Annotated in this window: 15 protein-coding genes; 4 read left to right on the top strand and 11 right to left on the bottom strand. The window is 72.3% G+C overall.

Annotated features, from left to right (window positions below):
- Positions 1-141 precede the first annotated feature (141 nt).
- The 5 genes from der to aroH all read right to left on the bottom strand — a co-directional run bounded on the left by der (position 142) and on the right by aroH (position 4,818).
- Positions 142-1,620 (bottom strand): ribosome biogenesis GTPase Der, encoded by a 1,479-nt coding sequence (der, locus tag ACZ6KY_RS38865; protein ID WP_469314978.1) that lies wholly within the window; start codon positions 1,618-1,620, stop codon positions 142-144.
- A 77-nt stretch (positions 1,621-1,697) separates the two neighbouring features.
- Positions 1,698-2,411, bottom strand: coding sequence for a lysophospholipid acyltransferase family protein (locus tag ACZ6KY_RS38870; RefSeq protein ID WP_469314979.1), 714 nt, complete (start codon positions 2,409-2,411; stop codon positions 1,698-1,700).
- Positions 2,369-3,064 carry a (d)CMP kinase gene (gene cmk, locus ACZ6KY_RS38875; protein ID WP_469314980.1) on the bottom strand — a complete coding sequence of 232 codons (696 nt, stop codon included), beginning with the start codon at positions 3,062-3,064 and terminating at the stop codon, positions 2,369-2,371. The genes ACZ6KY_RS38870 and cmk overlap by 43 nt, the downstream gene beginning before the upstream one ends.
- A 309-nt stretch (positions 3,065-3,373) precedes the next feature.
- Positions 3,374-4,459 (bottom strand): prephenate dehydrogenase, encoded by a 1,086-nt coding sequence (locus ACZ6KY_RS38880; protein ID WP_469314981.1) that lies wholly within the window; start codon positions 4,457-4,459, stop codon positions 3,374-3,376.
- Positions 4,456-4,818 (bottom strand): chorismate mutase, encoded by a 363-nt coding sequence (gene aroH, locus ACZ6KY_RS38885; protein ID WP_355853575.1) that lies wholly within the window; start codon positions 4,816-4,818, stop codon positions 4,456-4,458. Before aroH ends, ACZ6KY_RS38880 begins: the two co-directional genes overlap by 4 nt.
- A gap of 311 nt (positions 4,819-5,129) precedes the next feature.
- Here aroH and ACZ6KY_RS38890 point away from each other — a divergent pair, with 311 nt between their 5' ends.
- The 4 genes from ACZ6KY_RS38890 to ACZ6KY_RS38905 all read left to right on the top strand — a co-directional run bounded on the left by ACZ6KY_RS38890 (position 5,130) and on the right by ACZ6KY_RS38905 (position 7,682).
- Entirely contained in the window at positions 5,130-5,819 is a 690-nt protein-coding gene (locus ACZ6KY_RS38890) for a hypothetical protein (protein WP_469314982.1), read from the top strand.
- Between the two features lie 28 nt (positions 5,820-5,847).
- Complete coding sequence (locus ACZ6KY_RS38895; protein ID WP_469314983.1) at positions 5,848-6,432, top strand: DUF6529 family protein; 585 nt, start codon at positions 5,848-5,850, stop codon at positions 6,430-6,432.
- Positions 6,429-6,839 (top strand): QcrA and Rieske domain-containing protein, encoded by a 411-nt coding sequence (locus ACZ6KY_RS38900; RefSeq protein ID WP_469314984.1) that lies wholly within the window; start codon positions 6,429-6,431, stop codon positions 6,837-6,839. The genes ACZ6KY_RS38895 and ACZ6KY_RS38900 overlap by 4 nt, the downstream gene beginning before the upstream one ends.
- Positions 6,840-7,028: 189 nt before the next feature.
- Entirely contained in the window at positions 7,029-7,682 is a 654-nt protein-coding gene (locus ACZ6KY_RS38905; RefSeq protein WP_469315010.1) for a nucleotidyltransferase domain-containing protein, read from the top strand.
- On the opposite strand, the gene ACZ6KY_RS38910 is transcribed toward ACZ6KY_RS38905, so the two are convergent.
- The 6 genes from ACZ6KY_RS38910 to ACZ6KY_RS38935 all read right to left on the bottom strand — a co-directional run bounded on the left by ACZ6KY_RS38910 (position 7,650) and on the right by ACZ6KY_RS38935 (position 13,468).
- The gene (locus ACZ6KY_RS38910; protein ID WP_469314985.1) at positions 7,650-8,468 is read right to left on the bottom strand and encodes a nucleotidyltransferase domain-containing protein; all 819 of its coding nucleotides are present in this window, start codon (positions 8,466-8,468) and stop codon (positions 7,650-7,652) included. The genes ACZ6KY_RS38905 and ACZ6KY_RS38910 overlap by 33 nt on opposite strands.
- Before the next feature lie 3 nt (positions 8,469-8,471).
- Complete coding sequence (locus ACZ6KY_RS38915; protein ID WP_469314986.1) at positions 8,472-9,494, bottom strand: ADP-ribosylglycohydrolase family protein; 1,023 nt, start codon at positions 9,492-9,494, stop codon at positions 8,472-8,474.
- 11 nt (positions 9,495-9,505) lie between these two features.
- Positions 9,506-10,249 carry an NUDIX hydrolase gene (locus tag ACZ6KY_RS38920; protein WP_469314987.1) on the bottom strand — a complete coding sequence of 248 codons (744 nt, stop codon included), beginning with the start codon at positions 10,247-10,249 and terminating at the stop codon, positions 9,506-9,508.
- Positions 10,250-10,415: 166 nt separating this feature from the next.
- Positions 10,416-11,888, bottom strand: a complete 1,473-nt coding sequence (locus ACZ6KY_RS38925) for an MFS transporter (protein WP_469314988.1) — start codon at positions 11,886-11,888, stop codon at positions 10,416-10,418.
- 24 nt (positions 11,889-11,912) lie between these two features.
- Complete coding sequence (locus ACZ6KY_RS38930; RefSeq protein ID WP_469314989.1) at positions 11,913-12,503, bottom strand: TIGR03086 family metal-binding protein; 591 nt, start codon at positions 12,501-12,503, stop codon at positions 11,913-11,915.
- A complete protein-coding gene (locus tag ACZ6KY_RS38935) occupies positions 12,500-13,468 on the bottom strand; it encodes a sigma-70 family RNA polymerase sigma factor (protein WP_469314990.1) in 969 nt (322 codons plus the stop codon). Before ACZ6KY_RS38935 ends, ACZ6KY_RS38930 begins: the two co-directional genes overlap by 4 nt.
- Positions 13,469-13,632: the final 164 nt, after the last annotated feature.

Genomic DNA, 13,632 nt, shown 5'->3' on the forward strand with positions numbered 1-13,632 from the left:
GCACGGCACTGGGAGACACCCCTCCCCCGCCGCGCTGCCCCCCGCACCGCGAGGGGGTTTTGGAGCGGCAAGTTCCTCGAGAGGACAATGAGGGGGGGGCGGCTCCCCGGGGAGCCGCCCCTCACGCGTTGTCCGCTGGTGCTACTTCTTCTTGTTGGCGCCGCGCTTCTCGCGCACCCGCACCGAGATGTGGATCGGTGTGCCCTCGAAGGCGAACTCCTCGCGCAGCCGGCGCTCGATGAAGCGCCGGTAGCCGTGCTCGATGAAGCCGGAGGCGAAGAGCACGAACCGCGGGGGCTTGGTGCCCGCCTGCGTACCGAACAGGATGCGGGGCTGCTTGCCGCCGCGGACCGGGTGCGGGTGGGCGGCGACCAGCTCGCCGAGGAAGGCGTTCAGGCGGCCGGTCGGGACGCGGGTCTCCCAGCCGTCCAGGGCCGTCTCGATCGCCGGGACGAGCTTCTCCATGTGACGGCCGGTGCGGGCCGAGACGTTCACCCGGGGCGCCCAGGCCACCTGGGCGAGCTCGGTCTCGATCTCCCGCTCCAGGTAGTAGCGGCGCTCCTCGTCGAGGGTGTCCCACTTGTTGAAGGCGAGGACGATGGCGCGGCCCGCGTCGACGGCCATGGTGACGATGCGCTGGTCCTGCACGGAGATGGTCTCGGACGCGTCGATCAGGATGACCGCGACCTCGGCCTTCTCGACGGCGGCGGCGGTGCGCAGCGAGGCGTAGTAGTCCGCGCCCTGCTGGAGGTGGACGCGCTTGCGGATGCCCGCCGTGTCGACGAACTTCCAGGTGATGCCGCCGAGTTCGATGAGCTCGTCGACCGGGTCACGGGTGGTGCCCGCGACCTCGTTGACGACCACGCGGTCCTCGTTGGCCACCTTGTTCAGCAGGGAGGACTTGCCGACGTTCGGGCGGCCGATGAGGGCGATACGGCGGGGGCCGCCCACCGCGGTGCCGAAGGTCTGCGCCGGGGCCTCGGGCAGCGCCTCCAGGACGGCGTCGAGCATGTCGCCGGTGCCGCGGCCGTGCAGCGCGGAGACCGGGTGCGGCTCGCCGAGACCGAGGGCCCAGAGGTGCGAGGCGTCGGACTCGCCGCTCATGCCGTCGACCTTGTTGGCGCACAGGACGACGGGCTTGCCGGCCTTGCGGAGAAGGCGTACGACCGCCTCGTCGGTGTCGGTCGCGCCGACCTTGGCGTCGACGACGAAGACGACCGCGTCGGCGGCCTCGATCGCGTACTCGGCCTGGGCGGCGACGGACGCGTCGATGCCGAGGACGTCCTGCTCCCAGCCGCCGGTGTCGACGAGCTTGAAGCGGCGGCCCGCCCACTCGGCCTCGTAGGTGACGCGGTCGCGGGTGACGCCGGGCTTGTCCTCGACGACGGCCTCGCGGCGGCCGATGATGCGGTTCACCAGGGTCGACTTGCCGACGTTCGGGCGGCCGACGACGGCGAGAATGGGCAGCGGGCCGTGGCCCGCCTCCCCGATCGCGCCCTCGACGTCCTCGAGGTCGAAGCCCTCTTCCGCGGCGAGCTCCATGAACTCCGCGTACTCGGCATCGCCAAGCGCCCCGTGCTCGTGTTCCGCCGAGCCGTCGGGCTGGATGTGGTCGTTCATGAAGTCCGTACCTCGTCGTTCATTCGTGGTGATCGGTGGAACGCCCGTAAACCGGGTGATCCACTACTAAGTGTCGCCTAACGCCCGACAGGGCGCCCGGCGTTTTCCGGGCGTCCGGTCAGACGCCTGGCGTGGTCCAGGTGGGCGCTGAGCTGTTTCTGGATGCGGCCGGTGGCCTCGTCCAGCGCCTGGCGCGTACGCCGGCCGCTGCCGTCGCCCGCTTCGAAGGGGTCGCCGAAGACGACGTCGACCCTGCTGCGCAGCGGGGGCAGCGCCTTGGTCAGCCGACTGGTCCTGTCGGAACTTCCCAGTACCGCCACCGGGACGATCGGGGCGCCGCTGCGCACCGCGAAGTACGCGAGCCCGGCCCGCAGCGAGGCGAAGTCGCCCTCGCCCCGGGTGCCCTCCGGGAAGATCCCGAGGACGCCGCCGGACGCCAGGACGCCGAGGGCGTCGGTGATGGCCGTGCGGTCGGCGATCTCGCGGTCCACCTTCAGCTGGCCGATGCCCAGCAGGAACGGGTCGAGCGGGCCGATGAACGCTTCCTTCTTGATCAGGAAGTGCGTGGGCCTGGGCGCGACGCCCATGACCATCGGCCCGTCGATGTTGTGCGAGTGGTTCACGGCCAGGATCGCCGGGCCGCTCGCGGGGACCTTCCAGGCGCCGAGCACGCGCGGCTTCCACAGCCCGTACATCAGGCCGACGCCGATCCGGCGCCCGACGTCGGCGCGTCTCGCGGAGGGTGCGGTCACTTGGCGGCCCGCTTCTCCTCGACGAGGGTGACGACGCACTCGATGACCTGCTGGAGCGTGAGGTCGGAGGTGTCCACCTCGACCGCGTCGTCCGCCTTGGCGAGGGGGGAGGTCTTACGGCTGGAGTCGGCGGCGTCCCGCTTGATCAGCGCCTCGCGGGTCGCGTCGATGTCCGCGCCCTTCAGCTCGCCGCTGCGCCGGGCGGCACGCGCCTCCGGGGAGGCGGTGAGGAAGATCTTCAGGTCGGCGTCGGGCAGCACGGTGGTGCCGATGTCCCGGCCCTCGACGACTATGCCGGCCGGCGCGGACCCGGCGAGGGTGCGCTGCAGCTCGGTGATCCGGGCACGCACCTCGGGCACGGCGCTGACCGCGCTCACCTTGGAGGTGACCTCCTGCGTACGGATCGGGCCGGCGACGTCGGTCCCGTCGACCGTGATGGTCGGCTCGGCCGGGTCGGTACCGGAGATGATCTCCGGCTTCTCGGCCACGGCGGCGATCGCGGAGGAGTCCGTGATGTCGACGCCGTTGCTGACCATCCACCACGTGATGGCGCGGTACTGCGCCCCCGTGTCCAGGTAGCTCAGACCGAGCTTCGCGGCCACGGCCTTCGAGGTGCTCGACTTGCCCGTGCCGGAGGGGCCGTCGATGGCGACAATCACAGCCGGAGCGGTACGGGCGGCGCCGTTGTCCACGGTGGGAACACCTTCCTGGTGCGGGGTGGAGGTCTCTGCGGGACGCGATCGCGCCCCGCACAAGGTTACTGGCTCCAGGGACCCCGTATTACTGGCCCGCCCCGGGGCCGGTCACGGAGCCCTGCCGGCGCGGGCCCGGCGCCACGCCGATCGCCCGCCGCCGCGCCGACACCGCCGGAGGCCAGGGCGCCTCCGGGGCCTCACACAGCGGCCCAGGCCCCCGCGCTCGGTGGCCGTCCACGAGTCGGCGCCGCGGCCCGCCGCGAGGCTGTCCAGGGCCCCGGTCCTACGGGCCCTGCGTCATCGGTCCTACTGGCGCAGCGCCCAGCCCCGCTCCCGCAGGGCCGCGCCGAGTACCGGCACCGCCTTCGGCTCCACCATCAGTTGGACCAGACCGGCCTGCTGACCGGTCGCGTGCTCGATGCGTACGTCCTCGATGTTGACCCCGGCCATCCCCGCGTCGGCGAAGATGCGGGCGAGCTGACCGGGCTGGTCGTCGATGAGGACGGCCACGACCTCGTAGGCGCGCGGCGCGGAGCCGTGCTTGCCGGGGACGCGGACCTGGCCCGCGTTGCCGCGGCGCAGGACGTCCTCGATGCCGGTGGCGCCCTCGCGGCGTTTGGCCTCGTCGGAGGACTGCAGGGCGCGCAGCGCCTGGACCGTCTCGTCGAGGTCGGCGGAGACGTCGGAGAGGAGGTCCGCGACCGGGCCCGGGTTCGCGGAGAGGATGTCGATCCACATCCGGGGATCGGAGGCCGCGATCCGGGTCACATCACGGATGCCCTGCCCGCAGAGCCGTACCGCCGTCTCCTCCGCGTGCTCCAGGCGCGCGGCGACCATGCTGGACACCAGGTGCGGCATGTGCGAGACGAGCGCCACCGCGCGGTCGTGGGCGTCCGCGTCCATCACGACGGGCACCGCACGACAGTGCGACACCAGTTCCAGGGCGAGGTTCAGAACCTCGGTGTCCGTGTCGCGGGTCGGCGTGAGCACCCAGGGCCGGCCCTCGAAGAGGTCGCCGCTGGCGGCCAGCGGACCGGACTTCTCACGGCCCGACATGGGGTGCGTACCGATGTACGGGGTGAGGTCGAGGCCGAGCGCCTCCAGCTCGCGGCGGGGACCGCCCTTGACGCTGGCGACGTCCAGGTAACCACGGGCGAGACCGCGCCGCATGGCGTCCGCGAGGGTCGCGGCGACGTGCGCGGGCGGTGCGGCGACGATCGCGAGGTCGACAGGACCCTCGGGGGCCCCGTCCGTGCCGGCGCCCAGCGCGGCCGCCGTACGGGCCTGCTCCGGGTCGTGGTCGGTGAGGTGGACGACGACACCGCGCGCGGTGAGCGCGAGGGCCGCGGACGTGCCGATCAGCCCGGTTCCGATGACGAGCGCGGTCCTCACTGGGCGATGTCCCTGCGGAGTGCGCCCGCGGCGCCGAGGTAGACGTGCACGACGTCGGCGCGCGGCCGGTCGGATTCGATGTGGGCGAGAACACGGACGACCCGGGGCATCGCGCCCTCGATGTCCAGCTCCTGCGCGCAGATCAGCGGGACGTCGACGATGCCGAGCTTGCGCGCCGCGGCCGCCGGGAAGTCGCTGTGCAGATCGGGCGTCGCCGTGAACCAGATGCTGATCAGGTCGTCCGTTGTGAGCGCGTTGCGCTCCAGGATGGCGGTGAGCAGCTCGCTGACCTGCTCGTCCATGTGGCCGGCCTCGTCCCGTTCCAGTTGGACGGCGCCCCGGACCGCTCGTACCGCCACGGTGATGCTCCTCGCTGATCTGTGTACACGTCGTGTCGCACCAGCGTAGTCAGCCCCCCGCGCGCGGGTGCGCGGCGCCCGCCTGACGAGACGGGGCCACGCACCGGATCCGGCCGGCGGCGGGCCGTGCCACCGTCCCGGATCGACGGCCGCTGGATTCAGACGCAGGTGACCGCCCGGCCCCGGACTCCGCCGATGTCACCCGAATCGCCCCATTCCGCTACTTGTGGTGAGAACGCGCCCGTGCGCCTCTGGACGCGGGCCCGCGAGTCCGCTCTCATAGCAGGAGACTCGCCTCGGGGGAGGCCCGAATGAAGCGTCCAGGACCCCTTCTCACCCTTCTCGCGGGGCTCGTGTTCGGCGTGTTCATGTTGTCGCTCAACGCGATGACGGGGACGAAGAACGCCTCGAACCCGTACCGGCAGGCGTCGCCGGGCGTCTCGGTGTCGGCCGGCGCGTCACCGGCCTCCTCCTCGCCGTCACCCAGCACCTCACCGAGCGCCTCGCCCAGCCCCTCGCCGTCCCGCGGCGCCGTGCCCAACGCCGACTACGCGGGCCGCACCGACGACAACTCCTCGGCGGTCGCGGTCTCCCTGCGGGGCGGCAAGGCGATCGCGTACTTCTGCGACGGGCACGACAAGGAGTCCTGGCTGAAGGGTGACGTCAAGGACGACGGCACCATGAAGCTCACGGGCGGCAACGGCGACGAGCTGAACGGAACCCTCCAGGACGGCAAGCGGATCCACGGCACCGCCGACGTCGGCGGGCAGCGCTACGGCTTCACGGCCGACCGGACCGTCAAGCCCTCCGGCCTGTACCGGGCGACGGCCACCGTGCGCGGCGCGAAGGTCGACGGCGGCTGGATCGTGCTGCCGGGCGGCAAGCAGGTCGGCGTCGTGGAGCGCGACGGCACACCTTCGGCGGCACCGGCGATCGACCCGGAGACCGGTGCCGTGACGATCGACGGACAGAAGATCATCGCGCGTCCTGTCACCCCCTGACCGCCTCTTCTTCCACAGGGAGCCGTTCATGACCGTGGACCCGAACGCCGCCACCCGGGGCTTCCCCTCTCCGCCACCCGGCCACGGCCGCCCGAACCCGGCCCGCTACCTGGTCCCGGCCCTGGTCGCCGCGGCGGTCGCGGTCGGTCTCGGCGTCTACGGCAAGGTCCACGACCCGGCGGGAACGGCCTTCAATCTCGCCGGATTCAGCAGCACGGGCGCCGTGAAGTCCTGGCTGGCGACGACGGCGTTCTTCTTCGCGCTCGTCCAGCTCGTCTCGGCGCTCATGATGTACGGGAAGCTGCCGGGCCCGGGTTGGGCACCGGCGCTGCACCGGTGGTCGGGACGGATCGCGTTCCTGGTGGCGGTGCCGGTCGCGGTGCACTGCCTGTACGCGTTGGGCTATCAGACGTACAGCACACGCGTCCTGGCGCACTCGCTCCTCGGTTGCTTCTTCTTCGGTGTCTTCAGTGCCAAAATGCTGCTGCTCCGCTGGGAGCGCCTGCCCGGCTGGCTGCTGCCCATCATCGGCGGCCTCGTCTTCGCCGTGCTCACGGCCATCTGGCTGACGTCCGCCTTCTGGTTCTTCCGTACGTTCGGAGTGACGACATGACCGACCGCTCGACACGGCGCACGGTGATCCTCGCCACGGGGGCGTCCGCGCTGCTCGCCGGGTGCAGCCAGTACGGAAGCGGCAACAGTTCCTCGGACTCGTCCCCGAAGGCGTCCAGCGGCCAGGAACTCGCCACGACGAGCGACATCCCGGTCGGCGGGGGCACGATCTTCACGGACCAGAAGGTCGTGGTCACCCAGCCGTCGAAGGGCGACTTCAAGGCCTTCTCGGCGATCTGCACGCACCTGGGCTGCACGGTGAACAAGGTCGCGAACGGCACCATCGACTGCCCGTGCCACGGGAGCAGGTTCAGCGTCGAGGACGGCGCGGTGAAGGCCGGTCCGGCGCCGCGTCCGCTGCCCGCGGAGAAGATCACCGTGGAGGGAAACTCGATCCGCCTGGCGTGAGAGTGCCCGTACGCTCCGGGCATGCGTTCCGAGCGTCCCGTACCCCAGACATCCCCGGCAGCCGAGGCACCCCCGGCGTCCCCGGCACCGGAGGTGTCCCCCGTGTCACCCGCGCCGGCGGTTTCGGCGTCCGGGATCTCGGCCTCCGCGGTCTCACTGGTGCGGGACCACACGGTCTACTCCTGCGTGATGGGGTCTCGTGCCTTCGGGCTGGCCACGGACGGCAGTGACACGGACCGCCGGGGCGTCTTCCTCGCCCCGACCGCGCTCTTCTGGCGCTTCGAGAAGCCGCCGACGCATGTCGAGGGCCCGGCGGAGGAGCAGTTCAGCTGGGAGCTGGAGCGGTTCTGCGCGCTCGCGCTGCGCGCCAACCCGAACATCCTGGAGTGTCTGCACTCCCCGCTCGTCGAGTACGTGGACGACACCGGGCGTGAACTCCTCGCCCTCCGGCGGGCGTTCCTGTCCCGTCAGGTGCACGAGACGTTCGCCCGCTACGCGCTGGGCCAGCACAAGAAGCTGGAGGCCGACGTCCGCAAGTACGGCGCCCCGCGCTGGAAGCACGCCATGCATCTGCTGCGCCTGCTGATGAGCTCGCGCGATCTGCTGCGCACCGGGACCCTGACGATCGACGTCCTGGAGCAGCGCGAACCGCTGCTCGCGGTGAAGCGGGGCGAGGTGTCCTGGAGCGGGTTCGAGCGCTGGATGTCCCGGCTGGCGACGGAGGCCGACGAGGCGGTCCTCCGCAGCCCGCTCCCGTCCGGGCCGGACCACGCGCGCGTGGAGGACTTCCTGGTCCGGGTCCGCCGCGCCTCAGCGCTCCAGGACCCCGACGGAAGTCCCTAGACCTCCCCGGCCGTCGTTCCGCTCTCCGTCGACGCCGTCCGTGCGGACCCTGACGACGAAGGCGTGCAGGGCGTCGTACGCGGAGGGGGCGTCCGGCAGCGCCGAGGCGACCTGTGCCTCGTCGAGGAGCGTGTGCAGCCGCTCCACGTCCTCCGCCACCCGTGCGCGCGGGACGTCCGCGGCCCCGTGCTCCCGCTCCGCCTTCACGGCGATCAGGTCCGGCAGATACGCGGGAGACGCTATCTGCCCGGCCAGCGTGGGCAGATCGGCCCGCACCTCGCCGCTGCGCATGAGGTGGATGCCGGTGAGCAGCACACGGAACGTGTAGAGCAGCGGCTTGAGTTCGCCGCTCTTCTCGAAGAGCCGCCACTGCGTGGTCGCGAACCCCCGGTAGTGGTGGGCGTGATGGCGGGTGAGGACTCCCGGGACGAGCGAGATCAGTTCACGGTGTTCGTCGCCGGTGCGCACGACCAGCGGCGAGAGCAGCTGCTCCAGCACATAGCCGTTGCGCCGCAGCATCAGCCGTACGAACTTGCGCAGGTCGTGGGTGACGAGGTCCATCTCGACGCCGTTCTCCCACCAGATGCGGGACCGGGTCTCCTCCGGCTCGCGCAGTCCGACCAGGTCGGCCGTCGGCAGCAGGTGGACGCCGCGCAGGTCGACGTCGGAGTCGTGCGAGGGGAAGCCGTACAGGTGCGCCCCGGAGACGGTGGCGAAGAGCACGGGGTCGGGCTGTTCGCCCACCACGCTCGCGAGGTCGTTACCGATACCGAGGACGTCTGTCATCCCTCAAGCATCCCAGAGCGCCCCCAGCGACATGAGGTCGCTCTGGTACTCGATGCGGTCGGCCCAGGCCGTCGGCCAGGCCTCCGAGCCGTGGTAGGCGCCCGCGAACGCCCCGGTCAGGCAGGCGATGGAGTCGGAGTCGCCCGAGGTGCAGGCGGCCCGGCGCAGCGCGGTGACGGGTTCGTCGACGAACATCAGGAAGCAGAGCAGGCCGGTGGCGAGTGCCTCCTCGGCGACCCAGCCCGCACCGGTGGCCAGACAGGGGTCGTCCTCGGGCGAGGCGGTGCGTACGGCCTGCCGCAGGTTGTCCATGACGGCGATGCACTCGTCCCAGCCACGCGAGATGTACTGCTCCGGGCTGCCGTCCTGGCAGAAGGTCCACAGGTCGCCGAGCCAGCGGGAGTGGTAGCGGTGCCGGTTCTCGTGCGCGTACGAGAGCAGCAGGCCGATCAGTGCCGACGGCTCGACGCCCTGGCCGAGCAGCCGGACGGCGTGCGCGGTGAGATCCGAGGCGGCGAGGGCGGTGGGGTGGCCGTGGGTGAGCGCGGCCTGGAACTGCGCGGCGCCCGCGCGCTGTTCGTCGCTGAGCCCGCCGACGAGTCCGACGGGCGCCACGCGCATGTTGGCGCCGCAGCCCTTGGAGCCGGTCTGGCTGGCCTCCTGCCAGCGGAGACTGTCGTTCTTGAGCAGATTGCAGGCGCGGAGGCAGGTGCCGCCGGGGGCGCGGTTGTTCTCGGGTGACTGGTACCAGTCCACGAACTCCTCGCGCACCGGCCGTTCCATCCGCAGCGGGTCGAGCAGACCGCGGTCCATGGCGGTGCGCATCCCCTTCGCCAGCGCCAGTGTCATCTGGGTGTCGTCGGTGACGAACGCGGGCCTGGGCAGCGCCATCTGCCGCCAGGGGCCGCACTTCGCGAGGATGTCGGGCACGGAGTCGAACTCCGTGGGGAACCCGAGCGCGTCGCCGAGGGCCAGGCCGATGAGGGAACCGGTGGCGGCGCGCTTCGCTAGGGTCGTGCTGGTCATCGGGGCCGTCCTTACGAGGTGGGACGCAGCAGAGGTGGGTGCAGGACTTTCGCGCCGCCCGCGCGGTAGAGGGCGGCGGGCTTGCCACGGCCGCCGGTGAGGCGCGCAGCGCCGGGGACCTGTTCGACGAATCCGGGCGTGGCGAGGACCTTGCGCCGGAAGTTGGGCCGGTCGAGCGCGGTGCCCCACACCGTCTCGTAGACCTGTTGCAGCTCTCCGAGGGTGAACTCGGGCGAGCAGAAGGCCGTGGCGAGACAGGAGTACTCCAGTTTGGCGCCCACGCGTTCGTGGGCGTCGGCGAGGATCCGGTCGTGGTCGAAGGCGAGCGGGCCGAGCGCGTTGAAGCGCAGCCACTGGGCCTGCGCCGCGTCACCGCCGCCGTGGGGTTCGGGAGGGTCGGGCAGCAGCGCGGCGAACGCGACGGAGACGATCCGCATACGGGGGTCGCGGTCGGGTTCGCTGTAGGTGCGCAGCTGTTCCAGGTGGAGTCCCGTGATGTCCGACAGGCCGGTCTCCTCGGCGAGTTCACGCCGGGCCGCCGCCTCCGCCGACTCGCGGGGCAGCACGAAGCCGCCGGGCAGGGCCCAGCGGCCCGCGTACGGTTCCCGGCCCCGCTCGACCAGCAGCACCTGGAGCGCGCCCGCGCGCACCGTCAGGACGGCCAGGTCGACGGTGACGGCGAAGGGCTCGAAGGCGTACTTGTCGTAGCCCTCGGGTGCCGCGCCCCCCGGCGAACGGCTTTCCCCTGTCGCCACCCCCACGCCCCCTCTTTATGGTCAGCCTGACCATGGTCAGTACGACCATAAAGGGAGCGGGAGGGTGTCAACAAGGTTCTCGGCCAGGGAAGTTGCGGGTTTGCCTACGCCGGTACGGACGGCATGCCGTCCTTGCGGACGGGGGCGGCGGCGGGTGGGCCGATCGCTAGACCCGGGCGCGTGAAGCCTCCGGCCGCCGGGCCTCGGTACGGTGCGCGTCCGGCCCCTGCGCCCGGGCGCGCGCCGGAGCGAGGGCGGCCACGAGCGCTCCGGCGGCCGCGACTCCCGCCGAGACCCACAGCGCCGGACCGCAGCCGTTGACGAAGCTGTCCGCCGAGCCGTAGCCCCCGTAGCGCGTGAACACGGCCGCGGCGACGGCGATCCCGAAGACTCCGCCCAGCTCGCGCAGCGCGTTGTTGACCCCGGCGGCGACACCCGCGTCGGCGGGCGGCACCGCGGAGGTCACGGCGTTCGCGACGGTGGGGAAGACCATGGAGATGCCGATGCCCGCGACGACCAGCGGCAGCACCAGCCGTCCGTAGCCGACACCGGGCTGCACCTGCCAGGCCAGCAGTCCGAGGCCGATCGCCTGGAGAACGAGTCCGCCGAACATGAAGGGCCGGTTCCCGAACCGGTCGGCGAGCGCGCCCGCGAGCGGTGCCACGAGCAGGGGCATGCCGGTCCACACCAGGATGCGGACACCGGCCTGCAACGGCGAGTTCCCGAGGCCGAGTTGGAACAGCTGCGTGATCATGAACAGAGAGCCGAGCAGCGACATGAACGCCAGGAAGGCGACACCGTTGGCGGTGGAGAAGTCGCGCCTGCGGAAGTACCCGAGGGGCAGCATCGGATAGCGCGCGCCCGACCGCTCCCAGCCGAGGAAGGCGGCCAGGAAGACGACTCCGGCAGCCAGCGCGCCCAGCACCTCGGCGCTCCCCCAGCCCGCCTGCGGGGCCCGAACCGCCGCCCAGGCGAGGCCGGTCAGCCCGACGGCCGCCAACAGCAGCCCCACGACGTCGAGTTGCGGACGCGGACCGCGGCTCTCGCGCAGTTTCAGCGCGGCCAGCGGCAGCATCGCGAGCCCCGTCGGCACGTTGATCCAGAAGATCCACTGCCAGGACAGGCCCTCGGTGACGGCCCCGCCGAGCACGGGTCCGGCCGCGACCCCGAGGCCGGTCACCCCGCCCCAGACCCCGATGGCGACGCCCCGCTTCTCGGCCGGGAACGCCTCGCTGATCAGGGTCAGGGTGAGCGGCAGCAGGACGGCGGCGCCGGCGCCCTGGAGCACCCGTGCGGCGATGAGCTGGCCCGGTCCCGGGGCCAGTGCCGCGAGGGCCGAGGCCAGCGTGAAGACGGCGAGCCCGACGACGTACATGCGCCGCCGCCCGAAGCGGTCGCCGAGCGCCGCACCGGTCAGGGTGAGGCAGGCGAAGACGAGGTTGTACGCGTTGATCGTCCACTCCAGGTCGGACAGGCTCGCCCCGAAGTCGGCCCGCAGGGCGGGCAGCGCGGTGGCCACGACGACCACGTCGAGAGAACACAGCAGCGCCCCGAGTCCGGCCAGGATCACCGTCCACACCCGGAGTGCGGGCGCGGCGGACGGCTGCTGGACGGGGGCGCGTGCGGTGGTGTCGGTCATGACATTTCCTTCCGTGAGGATCAATCACGGAAGACGGACCGGACCGGTGCCGAAAAGGAATCGCGGCTGCGGGCGCCGGCCGAGGAACGCGAGGAGCAGGCCGCCCGGCAGGGTCCGCGGCGATACGTCGACGGGGTCGGCGAAGCGCACACCGCGGTCGGCGTCCGCGACCACGAGGTGCGCGAGAGGCAGCAGTTCCACGGCGAGCGCGGACGGGATCGGCCGCGCCCGGCCGCAGGCACGCGCGACGTCCCAGCCGTGCACCGCGATCTCCAGGGCGCCGACGGCCACCAGCAGCCCCGCGTCCAGCGACCGGTCCCCCACGGCCGGGGCGGGCGGCGCCCCTGAGACCGCTGCCCAGGCACCGAGGAGGGCGCCCGCCCGCGCGCGGAAGGCGCACACCGGATCTGCGGACGGCCGTGCCGGGCACAGCCCGACCCGCCCGTCCGCGACGCCTTCGTAGAGTGCTTCCACCGAGTCGTCGAGGTGGTGGAGCAGATCCCCGAGGTCCCACTCGGCACACGGCGTCGGCCACCGCAGGCCCTCGCGCGGCACGGCGGCGACGCTGCCCAGCGTGTACGCGAGCGACCGCTCCAGGAGCTCCCCGGGATTCACGGGAGGACCCGGGGCAGGCCGAAGACGGCGAACAGCCCCGGCTCCAGGAAGACCGTGAGCCGTGCGACACCGCGCTCCTCGACGGTGAGCACATGCACGGAGTGCGCCCGCAGCACCCCGTCGACCCCGCGCTCGTAGGCCGCCACCGCGGGCTGCCCGTTGGCCCGGACCTCCACCATGCGGATCCATCCCGTCCCGCGCCCGGAGAGGACCCGTACGCGCAGGAACCGCAGGACGTCCTTCTTGCCGCTGAACCACTCCAGGTGCGGCGGCATCTCCAGCTCGATCCCGTCCCGCAGCAGCCCCAGCAGCGACTCCATGTCGGCGTTCTCGAAGGCCTTCACGTAGCGGTCGAGGAGTTCGCGGTCGTCGGCCCCGCCGGGCTCGACCACCAGGTCCTCCTCCGGCGCGACCTCGTCGAGCCGGGCACGCGCGCGCTGGAGGGTGCTCTTGACCGCCGCGGTCGACGTGTCGAGCAGGGCGGCCACCTCGGAGGCCCGCCAGGCCAGCACGTCGCGCAGGATGAGTACGGCCCGCTGCCGCGCGGGCAGGTTCTGCAGCGCGGCGACCAGGGCGAGCCGCAGGCTGCCACGCGCCGCGACGACCGTCGCCGGGTCGACGAGCCTGTCGGGCAGCGGCTGGAGCCAGGGGATGTCCGTCGCGGGGGCCCGCAGGGGCTCCTCGGGCGCGTCTCCCGGCCCGCCGAGCCCGGTGGGCAGCGGACGGCGCCCGCGCCCCTCCAGGGCCGTCAGACACGTGTTGGTGGCGATCCGGTAGAGCCAGGTGCGCAAGGAAGCGCGGCCCTCGTACCCCTCGTAGGACCGCCAGGCCCGCAGATACGTCTCCTGGACGAGGTCCTCGGCGTCGTCGACCGAGCCGAGCATGCGGTAGCAGTGGGCGAGCAGCTCCCGCCGGTACGGATCGGTCAGCCGGACGAACTCGTCGCGGTCCGTCGTCGCGGTCATCGCCGTTCCCTTCGTTCGCACGGGGGCGCACCGGGGCACACCGGTGGTCCGTTCACCGGTACAGACCGGCGGGGAGGCGAAAACGAATCGGCCGGCCCCGGAGAAGTTCCGGGACCGGCCGTCGTACGGGTGGAGCGTCAGCGAGCCGCGAAAACCGCGTGGCC

Source organism: Streptomyces sp. NPDC042002 (assembly GCF_055588305.1).